Source organism: Scandinavium manionii, from assembly GCF_024764775.1.
Lineage (GTDB): Bacteria > Pseudomonadota > Gammaproteobacteria > Enterobacterales > Enterobacteriaceae > Scandinavium > Scandinavium manionii.
The window spans coordinates 589496-614286 of sequence record NZ_JALIGC010000040.1 but is presented as its reverse complement, the minus strand read 5'-3'; the positions used below and the strand labels follow the sequence as shown (position 1 = coordinate 614286).

Here is a 24791-nt window from a genome sequence, read left to right as displayed (position 1 = left end):
TTCCAATGTTTACATCCGTGGCGCAAGCCAATGTCGCAGTAATCGAACGTATTCGTCAGGCGCGTCCTCACTGGCTTGACGTCAAACCTGCCGCCTCGCTTATCTCTGTGCTTAATCAGGGAAAAACGTTGCTGCATGCCGGGCCGCCAATGCGCTGGCAGGAGATGACCGGCCCGATGAAAGGGGCCTGCATTGGGGCCTGCCTGTTTGAAGGTTGGGCCGCCAATGAGCACAGTGCGCTGGCGTTGCTTGAAAACGGGCAGGTCACGTTTATCCCTTGCCATCACGTCAACGCAGTGGGGCCGATGGGGGGCATCACCTCCGCCAGTATGCCGATGCTGGTGGTGGAGAACATTACCGACGGCAACCGCGCTTTTTGTAATCTAAACGAAGGAATCGGCAAAGTGATGCGCTTTGGCGCGTATGGCGAGGACGTTCAACAGCGGCTGTGTTGGATGCGCGACGTGCTGGGGCCGGTACTGAGCGCAGCGCTGGGCACCTTTGAACGTGGCATCGATCTGACCGCCATGATGGCGCAGGGCATCACCATGGGTGATGAATTTCATCAGCGCAATATCGCCACCTCGGCGCTGTTGATGCGCGTGCTGGCCCCGCAGATTGCCCGTCTGAATCATGATAAGCAGCAGATTGCCGAAGTCCTCGATTTCCTTAGCCTCACCGATCAGTTCTTCCTCAACGTGGCGATGGCTTACTGCAAAGCGGCGATGGACGCTGGCGCGCAGGTGCGGGCAGGCAGCATCGTGACCGCCATGACCCGCAACGGTAATCAATTCGGCATTCGCGTTAGCGGGCTGGGTGATCGTTGGTTTACCGCGCCGGTCAATACGCCGCAGGGGTTGTTCTTCACCGGCTTCAGCCAGCAGCAGGCCAACCCGGATATGGGGGACAGCGCCATTACCGAAACCTTTGGTATTGGCGGAGCAGCGATGATTGCGGCCCCGGGGGTGACGCGTTTTGTCGGTGCCGGGGGCATGGAGGCGGCGAAGTCAGTTTCCGAGGAAATGGCGGAAATCTTCGTCGAGCGCAACATGCAGCTGCAAATCCCCGGCTGGGATTTCCAGGGGGCCTGTCTGGGGCTGGACATCCGGCGAGTGGTGGAAACCGGGATCACTCCGTTGATCAATACCGGGATTGCTCACAAGGAGGCCGGGATTGGCCAGATTGGCGCGGGTACGGTCAGGGCGCCGCTGGGCTGCTTCGAGCAGGCGCTGCTGGCGCTGGCCGATGAGCTGGGCGTGAACTAAATGCGTCTTATTGCGCCACTTATCGGCAGCCTGCAGGCCACGCATCCCGAGCAGCCCTGGCGGCTGGCAGGTATCTGGCGGCGCAGTATCAATCTGCAGAGTGGCGGCGGGGCGATGTTGACGCTGCATCGTATCGGGAGTGGGGTTAGCCCTGCCGGATGGGTGCTACGCGCCCATGATTTTGATCGGTTGCATCAGGCGATCGGCCCGGCTAGCCGGGTGGGGTCAGATGCGCATTCGCTGATGCTGGGCGGTTATGTCATTTGCTCGCCGCAACGGCGTTGCTCACTGCGCCTCGTGTCGCCCTCTACGCCGTATCGTTTAGCGACCAGCGAGATGCAGCATGCGGCAGAAACCGGGCTGTTTGGTCCGTTATGGAAGGCATCAATGCAGCCGTTGCCCAATGAGTTGCGCCAGTTTGCGCATGCCTTTGGCGTGGCACTGAACGGGCAGGTGGTTGACTGGCGGGTGTGGCTGGGCAAAGGTCCCGGCCTCACGCCAAGCCATGACGATACGCTGACCGGGATGTTACTGGCGGCCTGGTATTTCGGTGCGCTGAACCTTTCACGCGCCGCGCCATTTTTTGCCGCGTCCAGTGCACTGAACGAGGTGACGACTGCCGTGAGCGTCAATTACTTGCACTCTGCGGCGATGGGCTGTTTTTCCTCACCGTTGCTGCATTTCGCCCATGCCCTGAGCCGTCAACGACGCCTGGATGAAGCCATTGCGGCCGTGTTGGCGCTCGGACATACCTCCGGGGCTGATACGTTGCTGGGGTTCTGGGCTGCACAACAGATTATCAAGGGAACACAATGAAAACTCTGGTGGTTGCCCTCGGCGGCAATGCATTACTTCAGCGCGGAGAAGCGCTAACCGTAGAAAATCAGTATCGCAATATCGACAGCGCAGTGCCTGCCCTGGCACGGTTGGCAAAGCACTATCGACTGGCGATTGTGCACGGTAACGGCCCGCAGGTTGGGTTGTTAGCTCTGCAAAATCTCGCCTATCAGGAGAGCGTCACGCCGTACCCGCTTGATGTACTGGTGGCAGAAAGCCAGGGCATGATTGGCTATATGCTGTCCCAGCGTCTGAGCACTGAGGCAGACATGCCGCCGGTGACCACGGTGATGACACGCATAGCGGTGGCGAAAGATGACCCGGCATTCAGCGATCCGGAGAAATTTATCGGCCCGGTGTATGCGCCTGAGCAGCAAACGCAGCTGGAAGCCCGTCACGACTGGACCATGAAGCGTGATGGCAAGCATTTGCGCCGCGTGGTGCCGTCGCCGGTCCCGCAGCAGATCATGGATATCAACGCCATCGAGCTGCTGTTACAGGCCGGACACGTGGTGATTTGCAGCGGCGGCGGCGGTGTGCCAGTGCTGGAAAGCGGGGCAGGGGCGGAAGCGGTGATTGACAAAGACCTGGCGGCGGCGCTGTTAGCTGAACATATTCAGGCCGACGGGTTGGTTATCCTGACTGATGCGGATGCGGTGTATCAACACTGGGGCACGCCGCAACAACGGGCGATCCGCCAGGCCACGCCGCAGGAGCTGGCCCCGTTTGCCAAAGCCGATGGCGCGATGGGACCAAAAGTCGCTGCGGTCAGCGGGTTCGTGACCCGTCTCGGAAAACCTGCGTGGATTGGCGCCCTGTCGCGCATTGAGGAGACACTGGCCGGGCAGGCGGGAACCTGTATTAGCCTGGAATGAGTCTGTCGTTAACGTGCCCGGCAGCGCAATGCCGCCGGGCAAGAGGACTACCGCAACAGAGATTGTGCCCAGGTAATTCCGCTGGCATATTCCGGTGGCAGCAGTGGAACCAGCGCTTCAAGAGTGGCGCTTAAACGGTCGGTGTCGCTGTCATTGAGGTTCAAATGGCCAACCTTCCGGCCCGCACGCACCTCTTTCGCATACCAGTGCAGATGCACCAGTGGCAGCTTCAGCCAGTCCGTGTTCATATCCGTACCAATCAGATTGACCATCACCGACGGGCTGTTGATGACCGGCGGGGGCAGCGGCAGCTGAGTGATAGCGCGCAGATGCAGCTCGAACTGGCTGATCGACGCCCCGTTTTGCGTCCAGTGCCCGCTGTTGTGCACGCGCGGGGCCAGCTCGTTAATCAGCAGCCCGGCAGGGGTGATGAAGCATTCCATCGCCATCACGCCGACGTAGTTCAGCGCATCCATGATCGACGTGAGCATGGTTTCGGCCTGCGCCTGCTGCTCGGCATTAGCCTGCGGGAAGGCGACGCTAACGCGCAGAATGCCGTCCTGATGCAGGTTGTGGGTCAGGGGATAGAACACCGTCGTACCGTCGTGCGCTCTGGCGCCGACCAGCGACACTTCGCCGCTGAAATTGATGCCTTGCTCAACGATGCATTCGCCGTAGCAGTCGTCCGGCAGCTGTGCGGTTTCATGACTGCGCAAGCGCCACTGGCCGCGCCCGTCGTAGCCGCCGGTGCGGCGCTTAACGATGGCCAACTCGCCGAGATTCTCAAACACGCCGGGCCATTCGGTTTTTTCTGCCAGCAGCTGCCACGGCGCGGTGGCGAGACCCAGCTTGTCGAACAGCTGTTTTTGCGTCAGGCGGTCGGCGATTATCGGAAAGACGTCGCGATTAACGAACGCCGGATGACGCGCCAGTTCGCGGGTTAACGCGGTTTCCGGCCAGCGTTCAATTTCAGCCGTGATAACGCTTTGCTGAAACGGCACGGCTTCCGGATCGGCTTCGAGGCCAACCGGCCAGACGTCGATCCCCATGGGTTCACCGGCCTGGCGCAGCATGCGGCCTAGCTGACCGTTGCCGAGGACGCAAACCTGTTTCATGCGTCACCCCGTGGGTCCGGATTCTCCAGAACCTCGTCGGTCTGCGCTTTGCGCCAGTCGGCCAGGCGCTGATGCAGTTCGCGGTCGTGCGTCGCCAGAATTTGTGCTGCCAGCAGGGCGGCGTTGGCGGCGCCCGCTTTGCCAATCGCCAGGGTTCCCACCGGAATGCCGCGCGGCATCTGAACGATAGAATAAAGGCTGTCCACGCCGCTCAGGGCCGCGCTCTGAACGGGTACTCCGAGCACCGGCACCAGAGTTTTCGCTGCAATCATCCCCGGCAAATGCGCTGCACCACCTGCGCCCGCAATAATCACCTGATAGCCGTTGTCTTCTGCCGTTTCGGCAAAACTGAACAGTTTGTCGGGCGTGCGATGGGCAGAGACGATTTCCACGTGGTGTGGAACATTCAGGGAATCAAAGATTTCGGCGGCAAACTGCATGGTAGCCCAGTCGCTTTTGGACCCCATCACGATGGCGACTCGCGCCGGATTGTTGCGGGAAGACATGCGTCTTAAAACTCCTGTGGGTGTGGAACACACTGCTTTGAAGGCCACAGAGAATAGCATGGAAAAACGCCAAGGAAAACGGTTGCGCGGTCATGTGTCAACGCAAAGCAGAAAAGGCCTTTTTGTTGCAAGACACAAATGTCCTGACTTCTGGCTAAGGCATAGGTTTATTGTTTCAACGCTGTCCGGGCACAAAAATTTCGCTCCCAATGTGTATAGCATTCTCTATACGGCAGGTGTAAGCTCTGTATATCATTTGCTATACAGGGACTCATCATGAAATCTGATGTTCAGCTTAACATTCGGGCTAAAGAAGCCCAGCGCGCGTTGATCGATACCGCTGCCGGTATTCTCCATAAATCACGCACCGACTTTATACTAGACATAGCCTGCCAGGCTGCTGAAAACGTGATCCTTGATCGCCGGATGTTTAATCTCGATGATGAACAGTACGCCGAATTTATCGATATGCTGGATGCACCCGTAACAGCGAATCCGGCACTGGATACGCTCATGGCGAGAAAACCGCAGTGGGAAAAGTAACCGCTCCAGCACCGCTAAAGTCGACTCACATTCTTTCAGAGTTTCACTCCGGAGAAGCTGCACTGGATGAATGGATCAGGCTCCGGGGGTTAAAAAACCAGTCGACTGGCGCCGCCAGAACGTTTGTGATATGCCGGGAGGATTCTTCGCAAGTGATTGGTTTTTACTCTCTGGCCACCGGCAGTGTTACTCATGCCATTGCACCCGGTGGGCTCAGACGAAACATGCCTGACCCCCTTCCCATCATAATTCTGGCCCGACTGGCCCTTGATTCGAGTTACCATGGCCAGGGCCTTGGGGCGGATTTACTGCATGATGCGGTACTACGTATTTGCCGGGTTGCGGAGAATATTGGCGTCCGGGCCATTATGGTGCATGCCCTGTCTGATGCAGCAAAACAGTTTTATCTACACCATGGATTTATGTCCTCAACTACCCAGGAGAAAACACTTTTTCTCCGGTTACCTACTGCCATTTAACCGCCCGTAAGTCCTAATTGCCTCTGGGTGCAACTCACAGCCAGAAGCGGATATTTTTAACAACATGTTGTGTTAATCAATGGGGAACAAGCCATAGCGGCTGTAGCCATTCTTGTGACCAATAATGTGAGAGAGTTTGCGCGGATGCCGGGTCTGGTGCAGAAAGACTGGGTTCACTGACCGCGGACAGAACGCCAGATGATGAAGGTCCGCTCTGTGCCAAAAGCGGACGTTTAGGATGGCTCTGGAAACTTCGAACTTGTCCGTTAAATGCATGAGCGGACTTTATTGAGATTATGGGATGTTAATCAACCGGTTGCAGAGCGGTGAGGAACGTTGAGAGTATCGTGGTATTTTATGTTTCATAAATTTATGCGCCCTGATTCTTTTTGATGCTTCCCTTTCTTTCGCTAATCAAAGAGCCGCATGAAATCCCACGCCGACCTGGCGGTTATTTCAGTACGTATGCGCAGGGCAAATGGATAGTCAGTCTCCACCGTTCTGTAATCAGTCACAGGTTATAAGTAAGCTCTTCAATGTTGTCAGAAAGTATATCCAGCAGAGAACTCACATGAATATTATTATTTCCCTGATGCCACATCACACTCAGTGGAAGCCCTTCAACATGTTCCATCGACGAGAGATCAAGGTATTTAACCCCGTCAGCATTCATGTTTTTATAGGATGAGGGAACCAGAGCAATGCCCAGTCCGGCGGCGACTAAACTCAGGATGGTCTGTTTCTCCTCAGCATACTGAGCAATGACAGGAGATCTGCCGCCAGCTTTGAAGAAATTCATCGTCAGATCATGGCTGTGAGGTCTTGTGCGTCTTTCCGGCATGATAACGGGTTCATTAAAGAAATCATCAATACTGACTTCGTCATAACTGACCAGCCGGTGATGGGCAGGTACAGCGAGTACACAGCTTTCATTAGCGATAAACCGCGTCGTCAGCATTGCGTTTACATGTTCTGGTGGACGAACAAAAACAATATCCAGCCACCCAGAAATGAGCCGCGGAATAAGACTGTAAGATTTATCTTCAGTAATATGGATATCCGCATCAGGATACTGCTGCACGAAAAGATTAAGTAATTCTGGTAATAACCCTCTGGCCGCGCTGTCAATTGCACCGATCCGCAATGTTCTTTTATGCGACGGTGTATGTTTTCGAAACCGCAGCCGCAACGCATCGAAGTCAGCAATGACGACCTTGGCCTCATTTAAAAACTCTGCCCCCTCAGGTGTCAGCGACACGTTCCTGGTCGAACGATTCAGCAACCTTATAGCCAGATCGTCCTCCAGTAGCTTGATGAAACGACTGAGTGACGCAGGCATCATTTCGAGTTTACGGGCTGCCCGGCCAAAGTGAAGTTCATCACCTAACACCACAAAACAACGTAACTGATTTATATCCATTTTTTCACCAGAAACAGATTATATAAATTATTTGTATAAAGTAGTGCTGATGATAAAACCGCACATATCTCCATACTGGGATTATTACAAAACGATAACAACCCTACACGACATTGGAGCATCCCGAAATGAATAACGACCTCGAAAAAAAGGTTATGCGCAAGGTTACCTTGCGTATTATTCCTTTTATCATGCTGCTGTATTTCATCGCTTTTCTCGATCGGGTAAACATTGGCTTTGCCGCCCTGACCATGAATGAGGATTTGGGATTTTCGCCCACGGTTTTCGGGCTGGGGGCCGGCATTTTCTTTCTCGGTTACTTTCTGTTTGAAGTCCCTTCAAACTTAATCCTCCATAAAGTTGGTGCCCGTATCTGGATAGCCCGCGTGATGATCACCTGGGGCATGGTCTCTGGCTGCATGGCTTTTGTTCAGGGGACAACTAGTTTCTATACCCTACGTTTTCTGCTCGGCGTAGCGGAAGCGGGTTTCTTTCCTGGCATCATTCTTTATCTCAGCTATTGGTTCCCGGCGGCGAAACGTGCGCAGGTCACTGCCATCTTTATGGCCGCAGCACCGCTTTCAACCGCGCTGGGATCACCTATTTCAGCCTCCCTGCTCGAGATGCATGGTTTCTTCGGCTATGCAGGATGGCAGTGGATGTTTGTGCTGGAAGCCCTGCCAGCACTGGTGCTTGGGATTGTGGTTCTTTTCTTCCTCACCGATCGCCCCGCCAAAGCCAAATGGCTGACTGACGAAGAGCGTGCGTGGCTGGAAAACACCATGCAGGCCGAGGAACTGGCTCGGGCTGCAAAACAAAGCCACAGCAGCGCATGGAAAGGACTTGCGGATAAGCGGGTACTGGCACTCGCGCTGGTTTATTTTGGTACATCTGCCGGATTGTACACACTTGGCATCTGGTCACCGCAAATCATCCGCAGCTTTGGTGCTACCTCGCTGGAGATTGGTTTCCTCAACGCTTTCCCGGCTGTCATCGGTGTCATCGCCATGATCCTGTGGGCACAGCATTCCGACCGTACCAAAGAGCGCAGCTGGCATGTGATTGGTGCCTGCCTGCTGGCGGCAGCCGGTCTGATTTACGCGGGTAACGTCAGCACACTATTTACGGTGATCGTCGCCTTAACACTAGTCACCGTAGGCATCAGCGCATCGAAACCGCCTCTCTGGAGTATGCCTACAGTGTTCCTGAGCGGCCCGGCAGCGGCAGCGGGTATTGCCACGATTAACTCCATCGGCAACCTCGGCGGCTTTGTTGGCCCGATGATGATTGGCGTGATCCGCCAGCAAACAGGTAGCTACACCTGGGGACTGTACTTCGTCGCCGGACTGCTGACTATTTCTGCCCTCATTGTCCTGATTCTTTCAGCCAGGACAGACAAGCCGCATACGGCAGAGCTCACTCATCCTCATACTCATTAACCGGAGAATTAACTATGCGTAACTACAAAATTGCCGCCATACCTGCCGACGGTATCGGTCCGGAAGTCATTTCTGCAGGTGTTGAAGTACTGCATGCGCTGACACGCCACGATCCACAGCTGAAGTTTAATGTAGAGACCTTTGACTGGGGGTCGGACTATTACAAAATACATGGCGTGATGATGCCGGAAGAAGGGCTGAATACGCTGAAATCGTTTGATGCTATTTATTTCGGCGCAGTAGGCGCGCCGGATGTGCCTGACCATATTACTCTCTGGGGTCTGCGCCTGCCCATTTGCCAAGGCTTTGACCAGTACGCCAACGTGCGTCCAACCAAAATCCTGCCGGGTGTCACCTCTCCGCTGCGGAACCGCGGGCCGGGCGATCTGGACTGGGTCATTGTGCGTGAAAACTCCGAGGGGGAATACTCTGGCAACGGCGGCCGTGCACACCGTGGCTTACCGGAAGAAGTAGGCACCGAGGTGGCCATCTTCACCCGCGTCGGCGTTACGCGCATTATGCGCTATGCCTTCAGACTGGCGCAGTCTCGTCCACGCAAACTGCTGACCGTGGTGACCAAATCCAATGCCCAGCGTCACGGAATGGTGATGTGGGATGAGATTGCCGCCGAAGTGGCGCAGGAATTCCCGGATGTGCAGTGGGACAAGATGCTAGTCGATGCCATGACACACCGCATGACACTGCATCCCCAGACGCTGGATACCATCGTGGCCACTAATCTGCACGCCGATATCCTTTCTGATCTGGCCGGCGCGTTGGCTGGCAGTCTGGGCGTAGCGCCGACCGCCAATATTGATCCGGAACGCCGCTTCCCTTCCATGTTCGAACCTATCCATGGTTCAGCTTTCGATATCACCGGCAAAGGTATTGCTAACCCGATAGCAACCTTCTGGACTGCGGTACAGATGCTTGAACATCTGGGCGAACGTAACGCCGCGGCGCTGATTATGGAAAGTATCGAATATGTTTGTGAGAAAGGCATTCTGACGCCAGATGTTGGTGGAACAGCCAGTACCGCGGACGTAACTCGCGCTGTAGTGGAATTTATCGAAGCCAGAGCAAATATCGCCGAGACCGTATAATCATGAAAAATGAACAGGCTGCAGAGATCCTGCAGGATATCTTTCAGCATGCAATCGACAGCGCTCGTGCGGGACCTGCGATCCTGTCTAATCTGCCGGAAAAACCGCGGGGCCGCTGCGTGGTGATCGGTGCCGGTAAAGCCTCGGCGGCGATGGCTGCGGCTGTGGATGCAGCCTGGCCGGATGTGGATGTTTCTGGCGTGGTGGTGACGCGTTACGGTTACGCTGTGCCTACTGGCCGCATCCGGATCATCGAGGCGGCTCATCCGGTATCCGATTCGATGAGCGAAGTTGCCGCAATGCTAATTGTGGAAGCGCTACGCGGTTTGACTTCTGATGACCTGGTGCTGGCGCTAATTTCAGGTGGTGGATCGGCGCTGATGGCGCTACCCGCTCCAGGTTTAACATTGAAAGATAAGCAGGCCATCACTCGCGCGCTACTGCACAGCGGTGCCAACATCAAAGAGATGAATCTGGTACGTCGTCATCTCTCCGCGGTGAAAGGCGGCAAGCTGGCAAGAATGGTACAACCGGCTCGTATTGTGTCATTGATTATCAGCGATGTGCCGGGCGATAACCCGGCAGATGTTGCTTCAGGCCCTACTGTCGCAGATGACAGCACGCCGCTTGATGCGCTTCGGGTACTCCAGCGTTACGGTATTCCGACCCCGGAACCTGTTCATAACCTGCTAAGCCAGCCGGCAGGTCCGGTTGAAAGCGTAGCGAACAGTGAAGTCAAACTCATTGCCACGCCGCAGTTGGCTTTGCAGGCTGCCGCGTTGGCTGTGCGCAGACATGGACTGACGCCGCTTATTCTGGGCGATGCGATAGAGGGCGAAAGCCGCGAAGCGGCCATTGTAATGGCCGGGATTGCTAAATCCGTGAAGCAGTATGGTCATCCGGTTTCCGGTCCGGCAGTACTGTTGTCGGGTGGTGAAACCACCGTGACGGTAAGCAATGGCCAGCACGGAAAGGGGGGGCGTAACACTGAATTTTCGCTCAGTCTGGCCTGTGCATTGCAGGGAGAGAGCGGCATATGGGCAATCGCCGGCGACAGTGATGGTATCGACGGAACGGAAGATGCAGCAGGAGCATTGGTATTTCCGGACACGTTAACACGCGGCAAGATGGGCGGCCTGAATGCGGCTAATTATCTTGATATACATGACAGTTACAGCTATTTTCACGCGCTCGATGATCTGGTGATAACCGGTCCGACGTTAACAAACGTGAATGACATTCGGGCAGTATTGATTGCCTGAGCCTGTTGCTCTCCTGCGGCCCGGGAGAGCAATATTTATGCTTAGCGTCGTTCAGCCTAAGCCAGTTTGTCACAGTTCTACCGGCTTACTCCAATGCTCTATCCAGGAAAACTACAACCTGTCGCGTCCAGTTTGCGCGGTTGAAAATCTATTCTCCCTATTAAAGCCAGTCAAGCCCCTGGGTTTAGTCCGCTCTTCGCTCTTAGCAGGCATTGGCCATAACAAATGAGATTTACCATAACGGTCTAATTGTACGCACCGCTATAACGCGTTCAGGGCGTTTCGGACGAATAACCGGTAAAAAGGGTAACAAACCACCCGAAAACCCGCCAGAAACGCACAGGCAGAATTTTACCCCACTGCATGACTATTCAGGTAAATGTATCCGGCCCGGATTCATCCTGATTTGTCCCTGTCAGCCTTCTTTCTGGGTAACTTCGGTGGTTTAACAGGGGACATACTTTGCGTTCTGCGTGTATTCCACGGATGGTCGGCTGCCGGTTTAACATAGAACTTCGAACGCAGGTCGAAACGCGCATTCTCAACCCGCTCATGAACACTCTTCTCGTCATCAAGAGGTAAGGGCTCAGGCCCATCCACATATTTCTCACAGCCAAGTTCCCGGCTGTCGTGCAACACCGTAATCTCTCCCTGAAAATTCTCACAAACCGTGACGAGCGCATGCCTGAGTCGGTAACCCTGCCCTTCTGAGCGGATCTGATACGCGCAGGTTTTGTACTGGAACGTCAGATTCCTGGACAACACACGGCGGGCCTGATAGGAGAGAATGTAATTCAGTTCTTCCGGAGTGTGATGAATTTCCCGATGGGCATTACCGCCTTCCCGGGGCTGGGATGCAAAGCGGTCATTGTAAGCTTTCACGAATTCTGGCAGCCAGGCGTTAGCCGTTTCGATGTCACTGATATGACGAAGTCGCAGCTCTTTAACCAGCCTGTCCTGCAACGTCTGATTAGCCCGTTCAACCCGACCTTTAGCCTGCGGGGTATTCGCGTGAATCGGCGCTATGCCAAGCGTTTTCACGGCGCGGGTGAACTGCGTCAGCTCACCTTCCCTTTCCGGTTTATTAACACGGAAAATACTGTGCCGATCTGAATACAGGGCGAGAGGGAGTCCATGGTTGCCGAGATAATCTCGCAGAGTTTCCATATAAGCCCGGGTGGTTTCGGCCGGGGCGAACCGAAGGGCCATCAACGCACTGGTCGCATCATCGATAAAGACGATCAGCGTGCAGCGTGGCCCCCGTGCTTCGAACCAGTCATGCGGAGAGCCATCAATCTGGATCAGCTCCCCATAGCATGGGCGGCGCTGCCGCCGCTGATAAATACGGGCAATCTTGCGACGACGCTCTCGCCACAGTCCCTCCTCAACCATCCACTTACGCAATGTCTCAGCGGACAGCGCCAGCCCGTGAATTTCCCGCAGCTTCTCGCTGGCCCAAAATCCGGGTATTTATCCCTGACAAGCGAGATAACGAGTGAGCGAAACTCAGGCGAGAAAGCATTACTGGGACGTTTCCCGCGACGGCGTGAAACCAGCCCCTGAGGGCCTTCAACCCGGTATCGTTGAACAAGACGTTTGACCTGCCGGACCGAAATACCTATTCGCTCCGCAGCCTGGTCCTGAGTGATGTGGCGGCTGACCGACTCCCGAATAATCTGGAGCCGATCGAGCTCTTTGTGACTCATGCTAATTATCTCTTTTGCCATGAAATATCCTCCCCAAAATACGGTGGGTGACATTTCTGATTGGGTCAAGGGGACATTACCGCATAGTCTTAACACGGTTGCGCGGTCATGAAAGCGGCGAATGCGCTGCCGATTTTTCTGTTCCTGTAAATCTGACCCATAACGCTGAGAAATACGGTAAAGTCACCTGTTAGAAAATATCGACTGCATCGCCGTCAGGCGTATTACGCAGCGCAGCATTTCATGAGGAGAAGGTATGCTGGCAATACTTCGCACCCCGGAGGGGAAAAAATTTCTGACCGCCGTTGCTATCGTTTTCATTATTGCGGTAACGGTGGTGTCCAAAGTCACGTTCCAGGGGGTTGAAGATCAATACAACCTGCCGATGGATCAGTGGAGCGTGTCGATGTACTTCATTCAGGGTGCATGGGCCACCATCTACAGCATTATGTTCACCATCATTGGCTCACTGCCGTTTGGCTTCTACTTCCTCGGCCCGAAAGACGATCGTGGTTAATTTGTTCGCTTGAGATAAGGTGCTTCAGAAAGGGAAGGCGATCAATTCGACGTTATTGGTGGTCACTTTGACCATCGATCCTTCGCTGTGCCACGCGCCTAATACCACGCGAAAAGCGGGTTTCTCGTTTGCAGTGAGTTCGTGAACCGCCGGGCGATGCGTGTGCCCGTGTATGAGCCACTGCAGCTGATGCTTTTCCATCACCTCGACCACCGCGTGGGCGTTGACGTCCATGATTTCCATCGATTTGTGGCTGTTGGCGTTTTTGCTGTCATCGCGCATTTTGGCGGCAATGCGACGGCGGATAAACAGCGGCAGGGCCAGAAACAGCGTTTGCAGCCAGGGCTGATGCACTTTGGCGCGGAAGGCCAGATACCCGGGATCGTCGGTGCACAGCGTGTCGCCGTGCATTATCAATACCTTTCGGCCATACAGATCCAGACACTGTTCTTCGGGCAGTAACGTCATACCGCTCTCACGGGCAAAACGCTTGCCAAGCAGAAAGTCACGGTTGCCGTGGATGAAGAAACAGGGCACACCTGAATCGACCAGCGCTTTGATTTCTTTTGCTATTTCACGATTAAGCGGTTCAGGGCTGTCATCGCCAATCCAGGCTTCAAACAGATCGCCGAGAATGTACAGCGCGTCGGCGCTGCGGGCTTCACCGCGTAAAAAACGCAGAAAACCGGCGGTGATCGCCGGTTCTTCTGTGTGCAGATGCAAATCCGCAATAAAGAGTGTCGCCACGAATTACTCGCTGACGGTCACGCTTGTCACGATAACGTCTTCTTTAGGAACGTCCTGGTGCATGCCGCTGCGGCCAGTTGCCACGGCTTTGATCTTATCAACAACATCCATGCCTTCAGCCACTTCTGCGAATACGCAGTAACCCCAGCCTTGCAGGTTTTCGCCGGAGAAGTTCAGGAAGTCGTTATCAACGACGTTAATGAAGAACTGTGCGGTAGCAGAGTGTGGCGCCTGAGTACGGGCCATTGCCAGCGTACCACGGGTGTTTTTCAGGCCGTTGTTCGCTTCGTTTTTGATCTGATCTTTGGTTTCTTTCTGATTCATGCCCGGCTCAAAGCCGCCGCCCTGAATCATAAAACCGTTGATAACACGGTGGAAAATGGTGTTGTCGTAGAAACCTTCGCGGCAGTAGTCCAGGAAGTTTTTAACTGTTTCAGGCGCTTTATCATCAAACGTTTTGATTACGATATCGCCGTGATTAGTGTGGAAAGTAACCATTTTTGCATCCTGTTCCGAAATTGTGGTGCGAATACCCGCTGGCGGGTCACGTATAGGGGGTTGTTATAGCATAACCGCCGGGTTCGATCACCTTGCATTGCGTGCTGCTTCCGGATCGAATTACAGGTAGAATATCCGCTTTACGACCACACTCGTTTACATGGAATCTTCAATGTTAAAAATCTTTAATACACTGACGCGCCAAAAAGAGGAATTCAAACCTATTCATGCCGGGGAAGTCGGCATGTACGTGTGTGGTATTACCGTTTACGATCTCTGTCATATCGGCCACGGCCGTACGTTTGTTGCCTTTGACGTGGTAGCGCGCTACCTGCGTTTTCTCGGCTACCAACTGAAATACGTGCGTAACATCACCGATATTGACGACAAAATCATCAAGCGTGCTAATGAAAATGGCGAAGATTTTGTGGCGCTGGTTGACCGCATGATCGTCGAAATGCACAACGATTTTGATGCACTGAATATCCTGCGTCCGGACAACGAACCGCGTGCGACGCACCACATTCATGAAATAGTGGAAATAACCGAACGGCTGATCGAACGGGGCCATGCCTACGTGGCAGACAACGGCGACGTGATGTTCTCGGTGCCGAGCGATCCAAACTACGGCTTGCTGTCGCGTCAGGATCTCGACAATCTTCAGGCCGGTGCCCGTGTTGACGTCGTTGACGTGAAGCGTAACCCGATGGACTTCGTACTGTGGAAAATGTCCAAAGCCGACGAGCCAAGCTGGCCGTCACCGTGGGGCGACGGGCGTCCAGGCTGGCACATCGAATGTTCTGCCATGAACTGCAAGCAGCTCGGTTCCCATTTCGACATTCACGGCGGTGGCTCTGACCTGATGTTCCCGCACCACGAGAATGAAATCGCGCAGTCCACCTGTGCGCACGACGGCGAGTACGTCAACACCTGGATGCACTCCGGCATGGTGATGGTTGACCGCGAAAAGATGTCCAAATCGCTGGGCAACTTCTTCACCGTGCGTGACGTGCTGAAATATTACGATGCGGAAACCGTGCGTTATTTCCTGATGTCCGGCCACTATCGCAGCCAGCTGAATTACAGCGAAGATAACCTCAAGCAGGCACGCTCTGCGCTTGAACGTCTGTACACCGCGCTGCGTGGCACCGATGCCAGCGTTGATGCAGCGGGCGGCGATGCGTTCGAAGCGCGTTTCCGTGACGCGATGGACGACGATTTCAACACCCCGGAAGCCTATTCCGTGCTGTTCGATATGGCGCGTGAAGTGAACCGTCTGAAGGGCGAAGATGTGGCTGCGGCAAACGCCATGGCGGCACATTTGCGTAAACTTTCTGCCGTACTGGGCCTGTTAGCACAGGATCCGGAAGAGTTCCTGCAGGGCGGCGCGCAGGCAGATGACGGCGAAGTGGCTGAAATCGAAGCGTTGATCAAACAGCGTCTGGACGCGCGTCAGTCAAAAGACTGGGCGGCGGCGGATGCGGCGCGTGACCGTTTGAACGAAATGGGTATCGTGCTGGAAGACGGCGCACAGGGAACAACCTGGCGTCGTAAGTAACACGTCATCTGATTTAACTGCCCGGTGGGCGCAGCCTTGACCGGTCCTACAATGAAAAACGTGGGCCCGTGCAAGCGTAGCGCCGCCGGGCTTTTTTATGCTGATTCGCGGGCGATCAGCTGGCCTGAAAGCGTGACTTTCTGCGTTTGTAACTCAGGTTCTTTAAGTTTGCGGATGATCAGACTTGCGGTCTGTCGACCCGTTTCTTCACTGGCGGAGGAGACAAAGGTGAATGAAGGGGAGGTGAGATTGATGTGCAGCATATCTTCAAAGCCAATCAGCGCCACCTGCTGGGTCAGGAACACGTCTTTCCCGATAGTACGCCCGACTTGATGAATGCCGTTGATACAACCGATCATCGCGTCCGGAGAATGGCACAGCAGGGCGGTGAGAGTGTTGTTTTTCTCCAGCAGTTGCCGGGTGGCGATGCTGGCCGCATGTGTATCATCGCTGCATGCCGGGGCCGAATCCTCTTTGTACACCATGCCATTTTGCACCAGCGTACTGCGAAAACCTTGCAGCCTCTGTTGGCGAATCAGACACTCGTCCTGGCCGCCGATGTAGCCAATGCTGCGGTGTCCGCGTTCAATCAGATAGCGGGTCGCGAGGCTCGCCGCCTGGCGGTTATCGCGCATCACCAGATTGCAGTTTTCTTCCATCAGTGACTGAGAAACCACCACTAACGGTAAGGGACACGCGCGAATTTGCTCAGGCAGATGAGGGCGTTTGGTGTCGGATGCCAGATAAATCACGCCCGCTACGCCCTGTTGTTTGAACGACAGCAGGCAACGTTCGAGGCTGGCGTGGTCGTCCTGTGGCTGGCCGAGAAATACCATAAACCCTTGCTTCTCCAGCTCCTGAACCACGCTTGCCATTACTTTGATGGAAAAACTGTCGCTGAAATCGCGCAGGATAAGGCCAATCAGATTGGACGTACTGGAGCGCAGGTTGGCGGCAGCGACGTTATGCACGTAACCGAGTTGGGCGATGGCGGCCTGAACTTTCTCAATGGTGGCGTCGGAAATTTTACCTTTCTGGCGCAGAACCAAAGAGACGGTGGAGACGGAGACGCCCGCCTGTTTCGCCACATCGATAATGCTGACTTTTTTCAAACCTGCTCCCTGAAAAACTCGCCGCAATCAAACAGATAAAAACGTCTCCTGCAAGGGCAGGAGACGTCGACAGCGTATCATCTTCCGCTTATTTGCCAATCATCGTCGACATGGTTTGTGCGATAAATTGCGCTCTGGCACCAAAAATCACCTGGATACCGTTATCACCGATGAACACCACGCCGCGAGCGCCGACGGCGTTGAGGCCATCTTTGTCCACGATATCGCTCTTTGCCACTTCCAGACGCAGACGGGTGATGCAGGAACCGACGGAATCGATGTTCTGCGCACCACCCAGCAGGCCGATAATTTCAGTCGCGATTTCAGTATCGGTTTTGTCGTTTGCATTGGCGGTCACGCTGGTACGGCCCGGCGTTTTGACGTCAAAGCGACGAATCACGAAACGGAAGGTGAAGTAGTAAATCAGTCCCATCGGGATACCGATAATCACCGCGCTGAGGAAGTTGGTCTGATAGCCGTTAAACGACGGCAGAATACCGAATGACAGATAGTCGATGAACCCGGCGGAGAACGATTTGGCAATGTGGGCGTGCATCAGGTACATGGTCATGTACGCCAGACCGGCCATGATGGCGTTGAAGACGTACAGAATTGGCGCCACAAAGATGAAGGTAAATTCAACCGGCTCGGTGATGCCTGTCAGGAAACAGGTCAGTGCCGCAGAGAACAAGATCCCCGCTGCGATTTTTTTGTTAGCGGTATGCGCTTCGTGGTACATCGCCAGACACGCAGCAGGCAGTGCGAACAGCATCAGCGGGAACTCGCCCTGCATGAATTTACCGGCATTCTGGTAGCTGTCGCTGCTGAAGGATTTCACACCTTCTTCCAGCATTTTGAACCAGATGGTCTGGTCGCCGTGAATCACCTGGCCTGCCTGAGTGGTGTAATCGCCAAAGGAGTACCAGAACGAAGGATACCAGATGTGGTGCAGGCCGAGCGGGATCAGCGCGCGCTCAACCAGACCAAAGATAAAGGTCGATGCCGCCTGGTTATCACCGTTAACCACCACCGACAGGGCGTCGATGCCAGACTGAATGTGCGACCAGATATACGGCAGCAGCAGGCCCATAATGAACGACAGAAACGCCGTCGCGATTGCCACGAAGCGCTTGCCGGAGAAGAAGCCGAGGAATTCCGGCAGCTGCATCTTGTGGAAGCGGTTGTAGCACCATGCCGCCAGCACGCCGCAAATCAGGCCGCCAAAGACGCCCATTTGCAGCGTCGGAATGCCGACGACCATTGCATATTTCCCGCCCTGAGAGGCCATTTCTGGCGTGATGCTCAGCACGGTGCCGATGGTGATGTTGGTGACAAACACCGACACCGCTGCGGATAACGCTGCAATCCCCGATTCGGACGCGAGCCCGACCGCAGAACCGATGGCGAACAGCATCGGCAGGTTATCGAAAATAACCCCACCAGCGTTCATCATTAACGGCATATGGAATTTATCACCGAACGCAAGCAGCAAACCGGCCGCAGGCAGCAGTGAGATTGGCAGCATCAGCGCACGACCAATCATGGATAATTTTGACAACGATTTCACAAACCCTGAGAACAGACCCATGCTGTTTTCCCCCGACCTGAGACCCTGAGATGCACTGATTACGTGCTGTTTTTGTAAGTAGAACGTTTTAGTAGAACGTTCTACTTATCGTCTAAGAAGTATTCGAGGTGCGCAACTTAAATTTTACATTCAGGCAGAGGAAATGATGATTCTTTGAAGTCGATCGATAATTAGAGTTGATAACAGGAAAGGGATAACCACTGTGTAGGCCCGGCAAACAGTGCGTCGCCGGGCACCAGACCGGGCAGGGAACCCGGTCTGCAACCACCTGATATCAGGCGATGACGGTAATGCTCTGACCGGCGAAACTCACCGTCTGGCCCGCGACAATTTTGCAGCGTTTACGGGTTTCAACCGCGCCGTCGACGCTCACCTGCCCATCGGCGATAGTGAGTTTTGCCTGCGCGCCGCTTTCACACCAGCCTTCCAGTTTCAGCAGGTCGCACAGTTCAACGTGTGGGTGTTTACCCAGGGAAAAAGTAGCCATTCTTAAACGTCCTTTACATCATGATATTCTTCACACGCTTGCAGCGTGTTCTGGATTAGCGTCGCCACCGTCATTGGGCCAACGCCACCCGGCACGGGGGTGATATACGACGCGCGCGCGGCGGCATCGTCAAAAATCACATCGCCGACCACTTTCCCGCTTTCCAGACGGTTAATGCCGACGTCGACCACGATCGCGCCTTCTTTGATCCACTCGCCAGGAATAAAGCCCGGCTTACCGACCGCGACGACCAGTAAATCGGCGTTCTCAACGTGCTGACGCAGATTTTTGGTGAAGCGGTGGGTGACGGTAGTGGTACAGCCCGCGAGCAGTAATTCCATGCTCATTGGACGACCCACAATGTTGGATGCGCCCACGATCACTGCGTTCAGCCCGTAGGTGTCGATATTGTAACGCTCAAGCATCGTCACGATCCCGCGCGGTGTGCACGGACGCAGACGCGGCGCGCGCTGGCACAGGCGACCGACGTTATACGGATGGAAGCCGTCCACGTCTTTGTCCGGCGCAATGCGTTCCAGCACCTTCACGTTATCAATGCCCGCAGGCAGCGGAAGCTGCACCAGAATGCCGTCGATAGTGTCATCAGCGTTCAGGGTATCGATAAGCTCCAGCAGCTCGGCTTCGAGAGTGGTTTCCGGCAGATCGTAAGAGCGGGAAATGAAGCCCACTTCTTCGCACGCTTTGCGTTTGCTGCCGACGTAAATTTGCGACGCAGGATTGCTGCCGACCAGCACTACGGCTAATCCAGGGGCGCGTTTTCCGGCGGAAATTCTCGCCTTCACTTTTTCCGCGACCTCAGAGCGTACCTGCTGCGCAATCGTTTTACCGTCAATAATCTTTGCTGCCATCAGAGAGAAGATTCCGTCTGTCAGTGTCACAAGGGGGGATGCACATATTTTGTCAGAAGCCGGGCGGGATGTCAGTCACCGTTTGCGTTTTTCTGGCGTGCTCAATGCCCGGCGGCCCAAAAGCCCTGTTGTTTTTAGGCCTTTTCTTGTGCGTCATTATTTTCCGGGTCATTTCCTAAATAATAATAGGACGTGACTGAAGGCGATCGCAGCTTTTATACGTATTGTGCATCAGACGAATTGTTTAATTTATGACTACTGCCGGGAACCCTATTTTCGGACAGTGTTGAAGGAACGACGAAACTTATTTTCGGGTAGTTTCTTCGCCGTAAATAATTAGATAAATCATCAAGGAAAAATCATGAAAGTTAGCAAAATTGCTGCGTCTCTGGTGGCGTCGCTGGGTCTGTTCGTTGGCGCGGCCAATGCCGATACCACTACCGTTAACGGCGGTAACGTGCATTTTAAAGGTGAACTGGTCAACGCGGCGTGTGCGGTCAGCACCGACTCTTCCAATCAGGAAGTGAAACTGGGCCAGTACCGCACCGCATCTTTCACTAAAACCGGTGATACCTCTGCCAAAATCCCATTCAGCATCGTGCTGAATGACTGCGACCCCACCGTCGCGGCAACCGCAGCTGTAGCCTTTACCGGTCAGGTTGATGCGAAAGACAATACCCTGCTGGCAGTGGCTTCCAGTGACAACGCCGATACCGCAACCGGCGTCGGCATTGAAATCCTGGATACTTCATCCGCGACGCTGGCTCCAAACGGCGCAACGTTCTCTACCGCGCAGAACCTGGTAGAAGGCACTAACACCCTGCGCTTCACCGCGCGTTACAAAGCAACGGCGGACACCACCGCGCCGGGCCAGGCTAACGCTGACGCTACCTTCGTAATGAAATACGAGTAAGCCTCAGTCACGCTCAGGATGAGCATTGCCTCAAGGATGAGGACCCTTTTAGACCTCCCGGGAATCTATCATGATACGGACGTTACCACTGCTGGCACTGATATTCGTCGCGGCTGCACCGGCTTTCGCGCACACGGTGGTAGTCGATGGCGGGCGCGTTCAGCTGCGCGGTGAACTGGTGAACAGCGCCTGCGTTGTGGCCCCTGAGAGCCAGGATTTACGTGTGGAAATGGGGCAATACCGCAGCAATACCTTCGGCGAAGTGGGCAGCTATTCCACCGTTACCGTGCCGTTCACGCTACGCCTCGTGGAGTGTCGTCGCGATGTCGCAAACCTTGTGGGCATGAGTTTTCAGGGGTTGAGTCCGGCGGAAGATCCGCAGGTCTTTGTCGCCTCATCAAAAGCCAGCGGCAGGCCAGGAGAAAGCGGCTTAGGGTTGGCGCTCTTTGATACCCAGCAGCAGCTTATTATTCCAAACGCACCGCCCGATAATTATTTACCGATAACCGCGGAGGAAATGACTTTCCATTTCAGCGCGCGTTATCGCGTTATTTCATTACCGCTCGTACCAGGGGATTTACTCACTGACGTCTGGTTTACCCTTGTTTATCCCTAAAAACAGACGCTGTCAGAAAATAAGAAAACAGGTAACTGGGTTATGATCCGCTTAATTAAAAAAACACTTTTGTTGTCAATTCTGATGTTAATGAATGCGCTACCGGCACAGGCGGCAGGTGGCATCGCGCTGGGCGCGACCCGAGTGATTTACCCCGCTGACGCCAAACAAACCTCGCTGGCGCTGAGCAACAGCAACAAGCAGGAGCGTTATCTGATTAACGCGTGGATTGAAAATGCCAGCGGTCAGAAAGAAAAAACCTTCGTCATCACGCCGCCGCTGTTCGTTAGCGAGCCCAATAGCGAAAACACGCTGCGCATCATCTATGCCGGGCCAGCCCTGGCCACGGACCGGGAATCGCTTTTTTATCTGAACGTTAAAGCGATCCCGTCGATGGATAAAAACAACGGCGAAAACAACAACGTGTTACAGCTGGCGATCCTGTCGCGCATCAAGCTGTTCGTTCGTCCGAACAAACTTGAGACGCAGCCGTTGCAGGCTCTCGAAACACTGGCGTTCACCCGCAGCGGTTCAGCCATCAGCATTAACAATCCTTCGCCGTATTTCATCACTCTGGTCAATTTACAGATGAGTGGCAAGAAGCTCGACAACGTGATGGTTGCGCCAAAAAGCCATGCCACGGTGACGCTGCCTGCGGGTGCGCAGGGCGCGCTGAGCTGGCAGAGCGTGAATGACTACGGAGCAATTACTCCGGCTCGTCGCGTGAATCTGTAATGAATATCTTTCCTCACGTCGAACGTTCCAGACGCTGGCCGCGTCTGAAACTGCTGACCCTTGCCTTGTCCGGCATGTCGTTTGTGTCCGGCGTACAGGCGGAAAGCTATTTTAATCCTTCGTTCCTGTCCGATGATGCGGCGGGCGTGGCGGATTTGTCGCGCTTCGAAAAAGGCAACAAGCAGCCCGCCGGGGTGTATCGGGTCGATGTCTGGCGCAACGATGAGTTCGTTGGTTCGCAGGATTTAACTTTTACGCCCGCCGAAGGCACGCAGCCAGCCGCCGGGGGATTAGCCCCGTGCCTGACCCCGGCGCTGCTCAAGCGTCTTGGCGTCAACATCGCGGCATTTCCTGCGCTGGCGAAAGAGGCGCCTGAGGCCTGCGTGGCGCTGGAAAACGTTATCCCTGGAACGGAGATCGCCTTCGATTTTGCGGCGCTCAGGCTCAACATCAGCCTGCCACAGGTGGCGATGTTCAACAGTGCGCGCGGCTATATTCCGCCCGAAGAGTGGGATGAAGGCATTCCGGCGCTGCTGGCGAACTACAGTTTTAGCGGTAACCGCGGCAGCGATGATGACAGCTACTTTTTGAGCCTGACCAGCGGCGCTAACTTCGGCCCGTGGCGGCTGCGTAACAGTGGCACCTGGACCTATTCCGATAACCATTCCCAAAGAGAAAATCGTTGGCGCAATGTCGCCACCTGGGTGCAGCGTGCGATAGTGCCGTGGAAAAGTGAGCTGGTGATGGGTGACAGCAACACCGGGAGCGACGTGTTCGACAGCGTCGGCTTTCGCGGGGCGCGTCTCTATTCGTCTGACAGCATGTACCCCGACAGTATGCAGGGCTTCGCGCCGACGGTGCGCGGCATCGCCCGCACGCCCGCCAAAATCACCATTCGCCAGAACGGCTATGTGGTTTATCAGAGTTATGTCCAGAGCGGGGCATTCGCCATCAGCGATTTGAACCCGACGTCTTCGAGCGGTGACCTGGAGGTGACCGTGGACGAAAAAGACGGCAGCCAGCAGCGCTATACCGTGCCGTATTCTTCGGTCCCTTTGCTGCAACGTGAAGGCCGCTGGAAGTATGACCTGGTGGCAGGGGATTACCGTTCTGGTAACAACCAACAGGAGACGCCGTTCTTCGCGCAGGGCACGGTGGTCACTGGGCTGAACGACGGCTACACGGTTTACGGCGGCACGCAGCTGGCGGAAAACTACACCTCCGTGGCGCTGGGATTGGGGAAAAACCTCGGCGACTGGGGCGCGGTCTCGCTGGATATCACTCACGCGCACAGCCGGCTGGTGGACGACAGCACCCACGACGGGCAATCGCTGCGTTTCCTGTACGCCAAATCTCTGAACACCTACGGGACCAACTTCCAGCTGCTCGGCTACCGCTACTCGACTAATGGCTTCTTCACCCTCGACGATACGACGTGGAAGAACATGAGCGGCTATCAGTACAGCGACAAGGAAACGGATGATGACGGCGTGCCGGATATCATCAGCTACCACAACCTGACGCAGAATAAAAAAGGCCGCTTCCAGGCCAACATTTCGCAATCGCTCGGTGATTACGGCTCGCTGTATCTTTCCGGCAGTGAACAAACCTACTGGGGTTCTGACGATACCAACACCTGGTATCAGGTGGGCTATTCCGGCGGCTGGCGCGGGGTGAGCTATTCGGTGTCGATGTCGTGGAACCGTTCGATTGGTATTCCGGGCACCGATCAGATTGCGTCATTTAATCTCTCCGTGCCGTTCAGCCTGTTCAGCAACGGCGCGGCGCGCCGCAATTCAGCGTTTGACCGCGCCTATGCCACCGTTTCCGCCAGCCGCAACAGCGACGGCGACAATAGCTGGCAGAGCGGCGTCAGCGGCACCTTACTGGATGGAAACAACCTCAGCTACAGCGTGACGCAGGGCAGCACCAGCGGCCAGGGTTACACCGGCAGCGCCAGCGCCAACTGGCAGGCGACGTACGGCACCCTGAGCGGCGCCTACAACTATGACCGCGACCAGCATTCTCTGAACTGGCAGGCATCCGGCGGCATTCTGGCGCACGCCGATGGCGTCACGTTCAGTCAGCCGTTGGGCGATACCAACGTGCTTATCAAAGCGCCGGGTGCGAGCGGCGTCAGCATCGAAAACCAGACCGGGGTCAAAACCGACTGGCGCGGTTACGCGGTGATGCCGTACGCCACCGTCTATCGCTACAACCGCATTGCGCTCGACACCAACACCATGAGCAACAGCACCGACGTCGAAAACAACGTCAGCAGCGTGGTACCAACCGAAGGCGCAGTGGTGCGGGCGACGTTCGATACGCGGATTGGTGTGAGGGCGTTAATCACCGCGCGTCGCGGCGCGCAGCCGGTGCCGTTTGGGGCCATTGTCCGGGAAGCGACCAGCGGCGTCACCAGCATGGTGGGCGACGACGGACAAATCTACTTAAGTGGTTTGCCGCTCAGCGGTGATCTGTTGATTCAGTGGGGCGAAGGCCCGGGCGCACAGTGTCGCGCTCGCTATTCGCTCCCGGAAAAGAGCCTGCAACAGGCGATCACGCTCACGGAGGTTCGCTGTGATCAATAAAGTCTTCACC

Annotated in this window: 23 protein-coding genes and 2 pseudogenes; 15 read left to right on the top strand and 10 right to left on the bottom strand. The window is 55.2% G+C overall.

Annotated elements, in window-relative coordinates; translation table 11 throughout:
* Positions 1-5 precede the first annotated feature (5 nt).
* The 3 genes from MUU51_RS20665 to MUU51_RS20655 are packed head-to-tail and all read left to right on the top strand — an operon-like array spanning position 6 to position 2977.
* Positions 6-1265 (top strand): YlbE family protein, encoded by a 1260-nt coding sequence (locus MUU51_RS20665; RefSeq protein ID WP_159772895.1) that lies wholly within the window; start codon positions 6-8, stop codon positions 1263-1265.
* On the top strand, positions 1266-2081 hold the full coding sequence (locus tag MUU51_RS20660; RefSeq protein ID WP_258968493.1) for an oxamate carbamoyltransferase subunit AllH family protein: 816 nt from the start codon (positions 1266-1268) through the stop codon (positions 2079-2081).
* Complete coding sequence (locus tag MUU51_RS20655) at positions 2078-2977, top strand: carbamate kinase (protein WP_258968492.1); 900 nt, start codon at positions 2078-2080, stop codon at positions 2975-2977. The genes MUU51_RS20660 and MUU51_RS20655 overlap by 4 nt, the downstream gene beginning before the upstream one ends.
* A 47-nt stretch (positions 2978-3024) precedes the next feature.
* On the opposite strand, the gene purK is transcribed toward MUU51_RS20655, so the two are convergent.
* Positions 3025-4092 carry a 5-(carboxyamino)imidazole ribonucleotide synthase gene (purK, locus tag MUU51_RS20650; protein WP_159772904.1) on the bottom strand — a complete coding sequence of 356 codons (1068 nt, stop codon included), beginning with the start codon at positions 4090-4092 and terminating at the stop codon, positions 3025-3027.
* Positions 4089-4598 (bottom strand): 5-(carboxyamino)imidazole ribonucleotide mutase, encoded by a 510-nt coding sequence (gene purE / locus MUU51_RS20645; RefSeq protein ID WP_125353507.1) that lies wholly within the window; start codon positions 4596-4598, stop codon positions 4089-4091. Before purE ends, purK begins: the two co-directional genes overlap by 4 nt.
* A 276-nt stretch (positions 4599-4874) precedes the next feature.
* Here purE and MUU51_RS20640 point away from each other — a divergent pair, with 276 nt between their 5' ends.
* From MUU51_RS20640 to MUU51_RS20630, 3 genes and pseudogenes are all read left to right on the top strand, one after another.
* Positions 4875-5141 carry a type II toxin-antitoxin system TacA family antitoxin gene (locus MUU51_RS20640; protein ID WP_125355910.1) on the top strand — a complete coding sequence of 89 codons (267 nt, stop codon included), beginning with the start codon at positions 4875-4877 and terminating at the stop codon, positions 5139-5141.
* Entirely contained in the window at positions 5129-5620 is a 492-nt protein-coding gene (locus MUU51_RS20635) for a GNAT family N-acetyltransferase (protein ID WP_258968491.1), read from the top strand. The genes MUU51_RS20640 and MUU51_RS20635 overlap by 13 nt, the downstream gene beginning before the upstream one ends.
* Positions 5621-5710: 90 nt before the next feature.
* Positions 5711-5800, top strand: a pseudogene (locus MUU51_RS20630) (VapC toxin family PIN domain ribonuclease); the annotation flags it as partial.
* A gap of 331 nt (positions 5801-6131) precedes the next feature.
* Here the strand turns inward: MUU51_RS20630 and MUU51_RS20625 are convergent.
* Positions 6132-7040, bottom strand: a complete 909-nt coding sequence (locus tag MUU51_RS20625; protein ID WP_159772909.1) for a LysR family transcriptional regulator — start codon at positions 7038-7040, stop codon at positions 6132-6134.
* Between the two features lie 128 nt (positions 7041-7168).
* On the opposite strand from MUU51_RS20625, the gene MUU51_RS20620 reads away from it, so the two are divergent.
* Genes MUU51_RS20620 through MUU51_RS20610 form a run of 3 tightly spaced genes read left to right on the top strand, consistent with a single transcriptional unit; the run spans position 7169 to position 10844 of the window.
* Positions 7169-8479, top strand: a complete 1311-nt coding sequence (locus MUU51_RS20620; protein WP_258968490.1) for an MFS transporter — start codon at positions 7169-7171, stop codon at positions 8477-8479.
* A gap of 14 nt (positions 8480-8493) precedes the next feature.
* Complete coding sequence (locus MUU51_RS20615) at positions 8494-9582, top strand: tartrate dehydrogenase (RefSeq protein WP_159772916.1); 1089 nt, start codon at positions 8494-8496, stop codon at positions 9580-9582.
* 2 nt (positions 9583-9584) lie between these two features.
* Positions 9585-10844 carry a glycerate kinase type-2 family protein gene (locus tag MUU51_RS20610; protein ID WP_258968489.1) on the top strand — a complete coding sequence of 420 codons (1260 nt, stop codon included), beginning with the start codon at positions 9585-9587 and terminating at the stop codon, positions 10842-10844.
* A gap of 396 nt (positions 10845-11240) precedes the next feature.
* Here the strand turns inward: MUU51_RS20610 and MUU51_RS20605 are convergent.
* Positions 11241-12571: pseudogene (locus MUU51_RS20605) on the bottom strand (ISNCY family transposase).
* Between the two features lie 235 nt (positions 12572-12806).
* Here MUU51_RS20605 and MUU51_RS20600 point away from each other — a divergent pair.
* A complete protein-coding gene (locus MUU51_RS20600) occupies positions 12807-13067 on the top strand; it encodes a DUF2534 family protein (RefSeq protein ID WP_159752595.1) in 261 nt (86 codons plus the stop codon).
* A gap of 24 nt (positions 13068-13091) precedes the next feature.
* Here MUU51_RS20600 and lpxH read toward each other — a convergent pair whose 3' ends face one another.
* Complete coding sequence (lpxH, locus tag MUU51_RS20595; protein WP_258968488.1) at positions 13092-13814, bottom strand: UDP-2,3-diacylglucosamine diphosphatase; 723 nt, start codon at positions 13812-13814, stop codon at positions 13092-13094.
* Positions 13815-13817: 3 nt separating this feature from the next.
* Positions 13818-14312, bottom strand: a complete 495-nt coding sequence (gene ppiB, locus MUU51_RS20590) for a peptidylprolyl isomerase B (protein WP_110511279.1) — start codon at positions 14310-14312, stop codon at positions 13818-13820.
* Between the two features lie 172 nt (positions 14313-14484).
* On the opposite strand from ppiB, the gene cysS reads away from it, so the two are divergent.
* A complete protein-coding gene (cysS, locus tag MUU51_RS20585) occupies positions 14485-15870 on the top strand; it encodes a cysteine--tRNA ligase (protein ID WP_258968487.1) in 1386 nt (461 codons plus the stop codon).
* A gap of 95 nt (positions 15871-15965) precedes the next feature.
* Here the strand turns inward: cysS and malI are convergent, their stop codons facing one another.
* The 4 genes from malI to folD all read right to left on the bottom strand — a co-directional run bounded on the left by malI (position 15966) and on the right by folD (position 19926).
* Complete coding sequence (gene malI, locus MUU51_RS20580; protein WP_258968486.1) at positions 15966-16982, bottom strand: Mal regulon transcriptional regulator MalI; 1017 nt, start codon at positions 16980-16982, stop codon at positions 15966-15968.
* Between the two features lie 88 nt (positions 16983-17070).
* The gene (locus tag MUU51_RS20575; RefSeq protein ID WP_159772937.1) at positions 17071-18570 is read right to left on the bottom strand and encodes a PTS transporter subunit EIIC; all 1500 of its coding nucleotides are present in this window, start codon (positions 18568-18570) and stop codon (positions 17071-17073) included.
* A 274-nt stretch (positions 18571-18844) separates the two neighbouring features.
* A complete protein-coding gene (ybcJ, locus tag MUU51_RS20570) occupies positions 18845-19057 on the bottom strand; it encodes a ribosome-associated protein YbcJ (RefSeq protein WP_159772940.1) in 213 nt (70 codons plus the stop codon).
* Between the two features lie 2 nt (positions 19058-19059).
* Complete coding sequence (gene folD, locus MUU51_RS20565) at positions 19060-19926, bottom strand: bifunctional methylenetetrahydrofolate dehydrogenase/methenyltetrahydrofolate cyclohydrolase FolD (protein ID WP_125355407.1); 867 nt, start codon at positions 19924-19926, stop codon at positions 19060-19062.
* A gap of 361 nt (positions 19927-20287) precedes the next feature.
* Here folD and fimA point away from each other — a divergent pair, with 361 nt between their 5' ends.
* The 4 genes from fimA (at position 20288) to MUU51_RS20545 (ending at position 24781) form a co-directional block, all read left to right on the top strand.
* The gene (fimA, locus tag MUU51_RS20560) at positions 20288-20839 is read left to right on the top strand and encodes a type 1 fimbrial major subunit FimA (RefSeq protein WP_159772943.1); all 552 of its coding nucleotides are present in this window, start codon (positions 20288-20290) and stop codon (positions 20837-20839) included.
* A gap of 70 nt (positions 20840-20909) precedes the next feature.
* Positions 20910-21455 carry a type 1 fimbrial protein subunit FimI gene (gene fimI, locus MUU51_RS20555; protein ID WP_258968485.1) on the top strand — a complete coding sequence of 182 codons (546 nt, stop codon included), beginning with the start codon at positions 20910-20912 and terminating at the stop codon, positions 21453-21455.
* A 42-nt stretch (positions 21456-21497) separates the two neighbouring features.
* On the top strand, positions 21498-22190 hold the full coding sequence (fimC, locus tag MUU51_RS20550) for a type 1 fimbria chaperone FimC (RefSeq protein ID WP_258968484.1): 693 nt from the start codon (positions 21498-21500) through the stop codon (positions 22188-22190).
* 74 nt (positions 22191-22264) lie between these two features.
* Positions 22265-24781 (top strand): fimbrial biogenesis usher protein, encoded by a 2517-nt coding sequence (locus MUU51_RS20545; protein ID WP_258968626.1) that lies wholly within the window; start codon positions 22265-22267, stop codon positions 24779-24781.
* Positions 24782-24791 lie beyond the last annotated feature (10 nt).

What these genes read in the sequence shown, in the direction of transcription:
- MUU51_RS20665 (WP_159772895.1), top strand. Translation starts at nt 6, where the DNA reads ATGTTTACATCCGTGGCGCAAGCCAATGTCGCAGTAATCGAACGTATT.
- MUU51_RS20660 (WP_258968493.1), top strand. Translation starts at nt 1,266, where the DNA reads ATGCGTCTTATTGCGCCACTTATCGGCAGCCTGCAGGCCACGCATCCC.
- MUU51_RS20655 (WP_258968492.1), top strand. Translation starts at nt 2,078, where the DNA reads ATGAAAACTCTGGTGGTTGCCCTCGGCGGCAATGCATTACTTCAGCGC.
- purK (WP_159772904.1), bottom strand. Translation starts at nt 4,092, where the DNA reads ATGAAACAGGTTTGCGTCCTCGGCAACGGTCAGCTAGGCCGCATGCTG.
- purE (WP_125353507.1), bottom strand. Translation starts at nt 4,598, where the DNA reads ATGTCTTCCCGCAACAATCCGGCGCGAGTCGCCATCGTGATGGGGTCC.
- MUU51_RS20640 (WP_125355910.1), top strand. Translation starts at nt 4,875, where the DNA reads ATGAAATCTGATGTTCAGCTTAACATTCGGGCTAAAGAAGCCCAGCGC.
- MUU51_RS20625 (WP_159772909.1), bottom strand. Translation starts at nt 7,040, where the DNA reads ATGGATATAAATCAGTTACGTTGTTTTGTGGTGTTAGGTGATGAACTT.
- MUU51_RS20620 (WP_258968490.1), top strand. Translation starts at nt 7,169, where the DNA reads ATGAATAACGACCTCGAAAAAAAGGTTATGCGCAAGGTTACCTTGCGT.
- MUU51_RS20615 (WP_159772916.1), top strand. Translation starts at nt 8,494, where the DNA reads ATGCGTAACTACAAAATTGCCGCCATACCTGCCGACGGTATCGGTCCG.
- MUU51_RS20610 (WP_258968489.1), top strand. Translation starts at nt 9,585, where the DNA reads ATGAAAAATGAACAGGCTGCAGAGATCCTGCAGGATATCTTTCAGCAT.
- MUU51_RS20600 (WP_159752595.1), top strand. Translation starts at nt 12,807, where the DNA reads ATGCTGGCAATACTTCGCACCCCGGAGGGGAAAAAATTTCTGACCGCC.
- ppiB (WP_110511279.1), bottom strand. Translation starts at nt 14,312, where the DNA reads ATGGTTACTTTCCACACTAATCACGGCGATATCGTAATCAAAACGTTT.
- cysS (WP_258968487.1), top strand. Translation starts at nt 14,485, where the DNA reads ATGTTAAAAATCTTTAATACACTGACGCGCCAAAAAGAGGAATTCAAA.
- MUU51_RS20575 (WP_159772937.1), bottom strand. Translation starts at nt 18,570, where the DNA reads ATGGGTCTGTTCTCAGGGTTTGTGAAATCGTTGTCAAAATTATCCATG.
- ybcJ (WP_159772940.1), bottom strand. Translation starts at nt 19,057, where the DNA reads ATGGCTACTTTTTCCCTGGGTAAACACCCACACGTTGAACTGTGCGAC.
- folD (WP_125355407.1), bottom strand. Translation starts at nt 19,926, where the DNA reads ATGGCAGCAAAGATTATTGACGGTAAAACGATTGCGCAGCAGGTACGC.
- fimA (WP_159772943.1), top strand. Translation starts at nt 20,288, where the DNA reads ATGAAAGTTAGCAAAATTGCTGCGTCTCTGGTGGCGTCGCTGGGTCTG.
- fimI (WP_258968485.1), top strand. Translation starts at nt 20,910, where the DNA reads ATGATACGGACGTTACCACTGCTGGCACTGATATTCGTCGCGGCTGCA.
- fimC (WP_258968484.1), top strand. Translation starts at nt 21,498, where the DNA reads ATGATCCGCTTAATTAAAAAAACACTTTTGTTGTCAATTCTGATGTTA.
- MUU51_RS20545 (WP_258968626.1), top strand. Translation starts at nt 22,265, where the DNA reads ATGTCGTTTGTGTCCGGCGTACAGGCGGAAAGCTATTTTAATCCTTCG.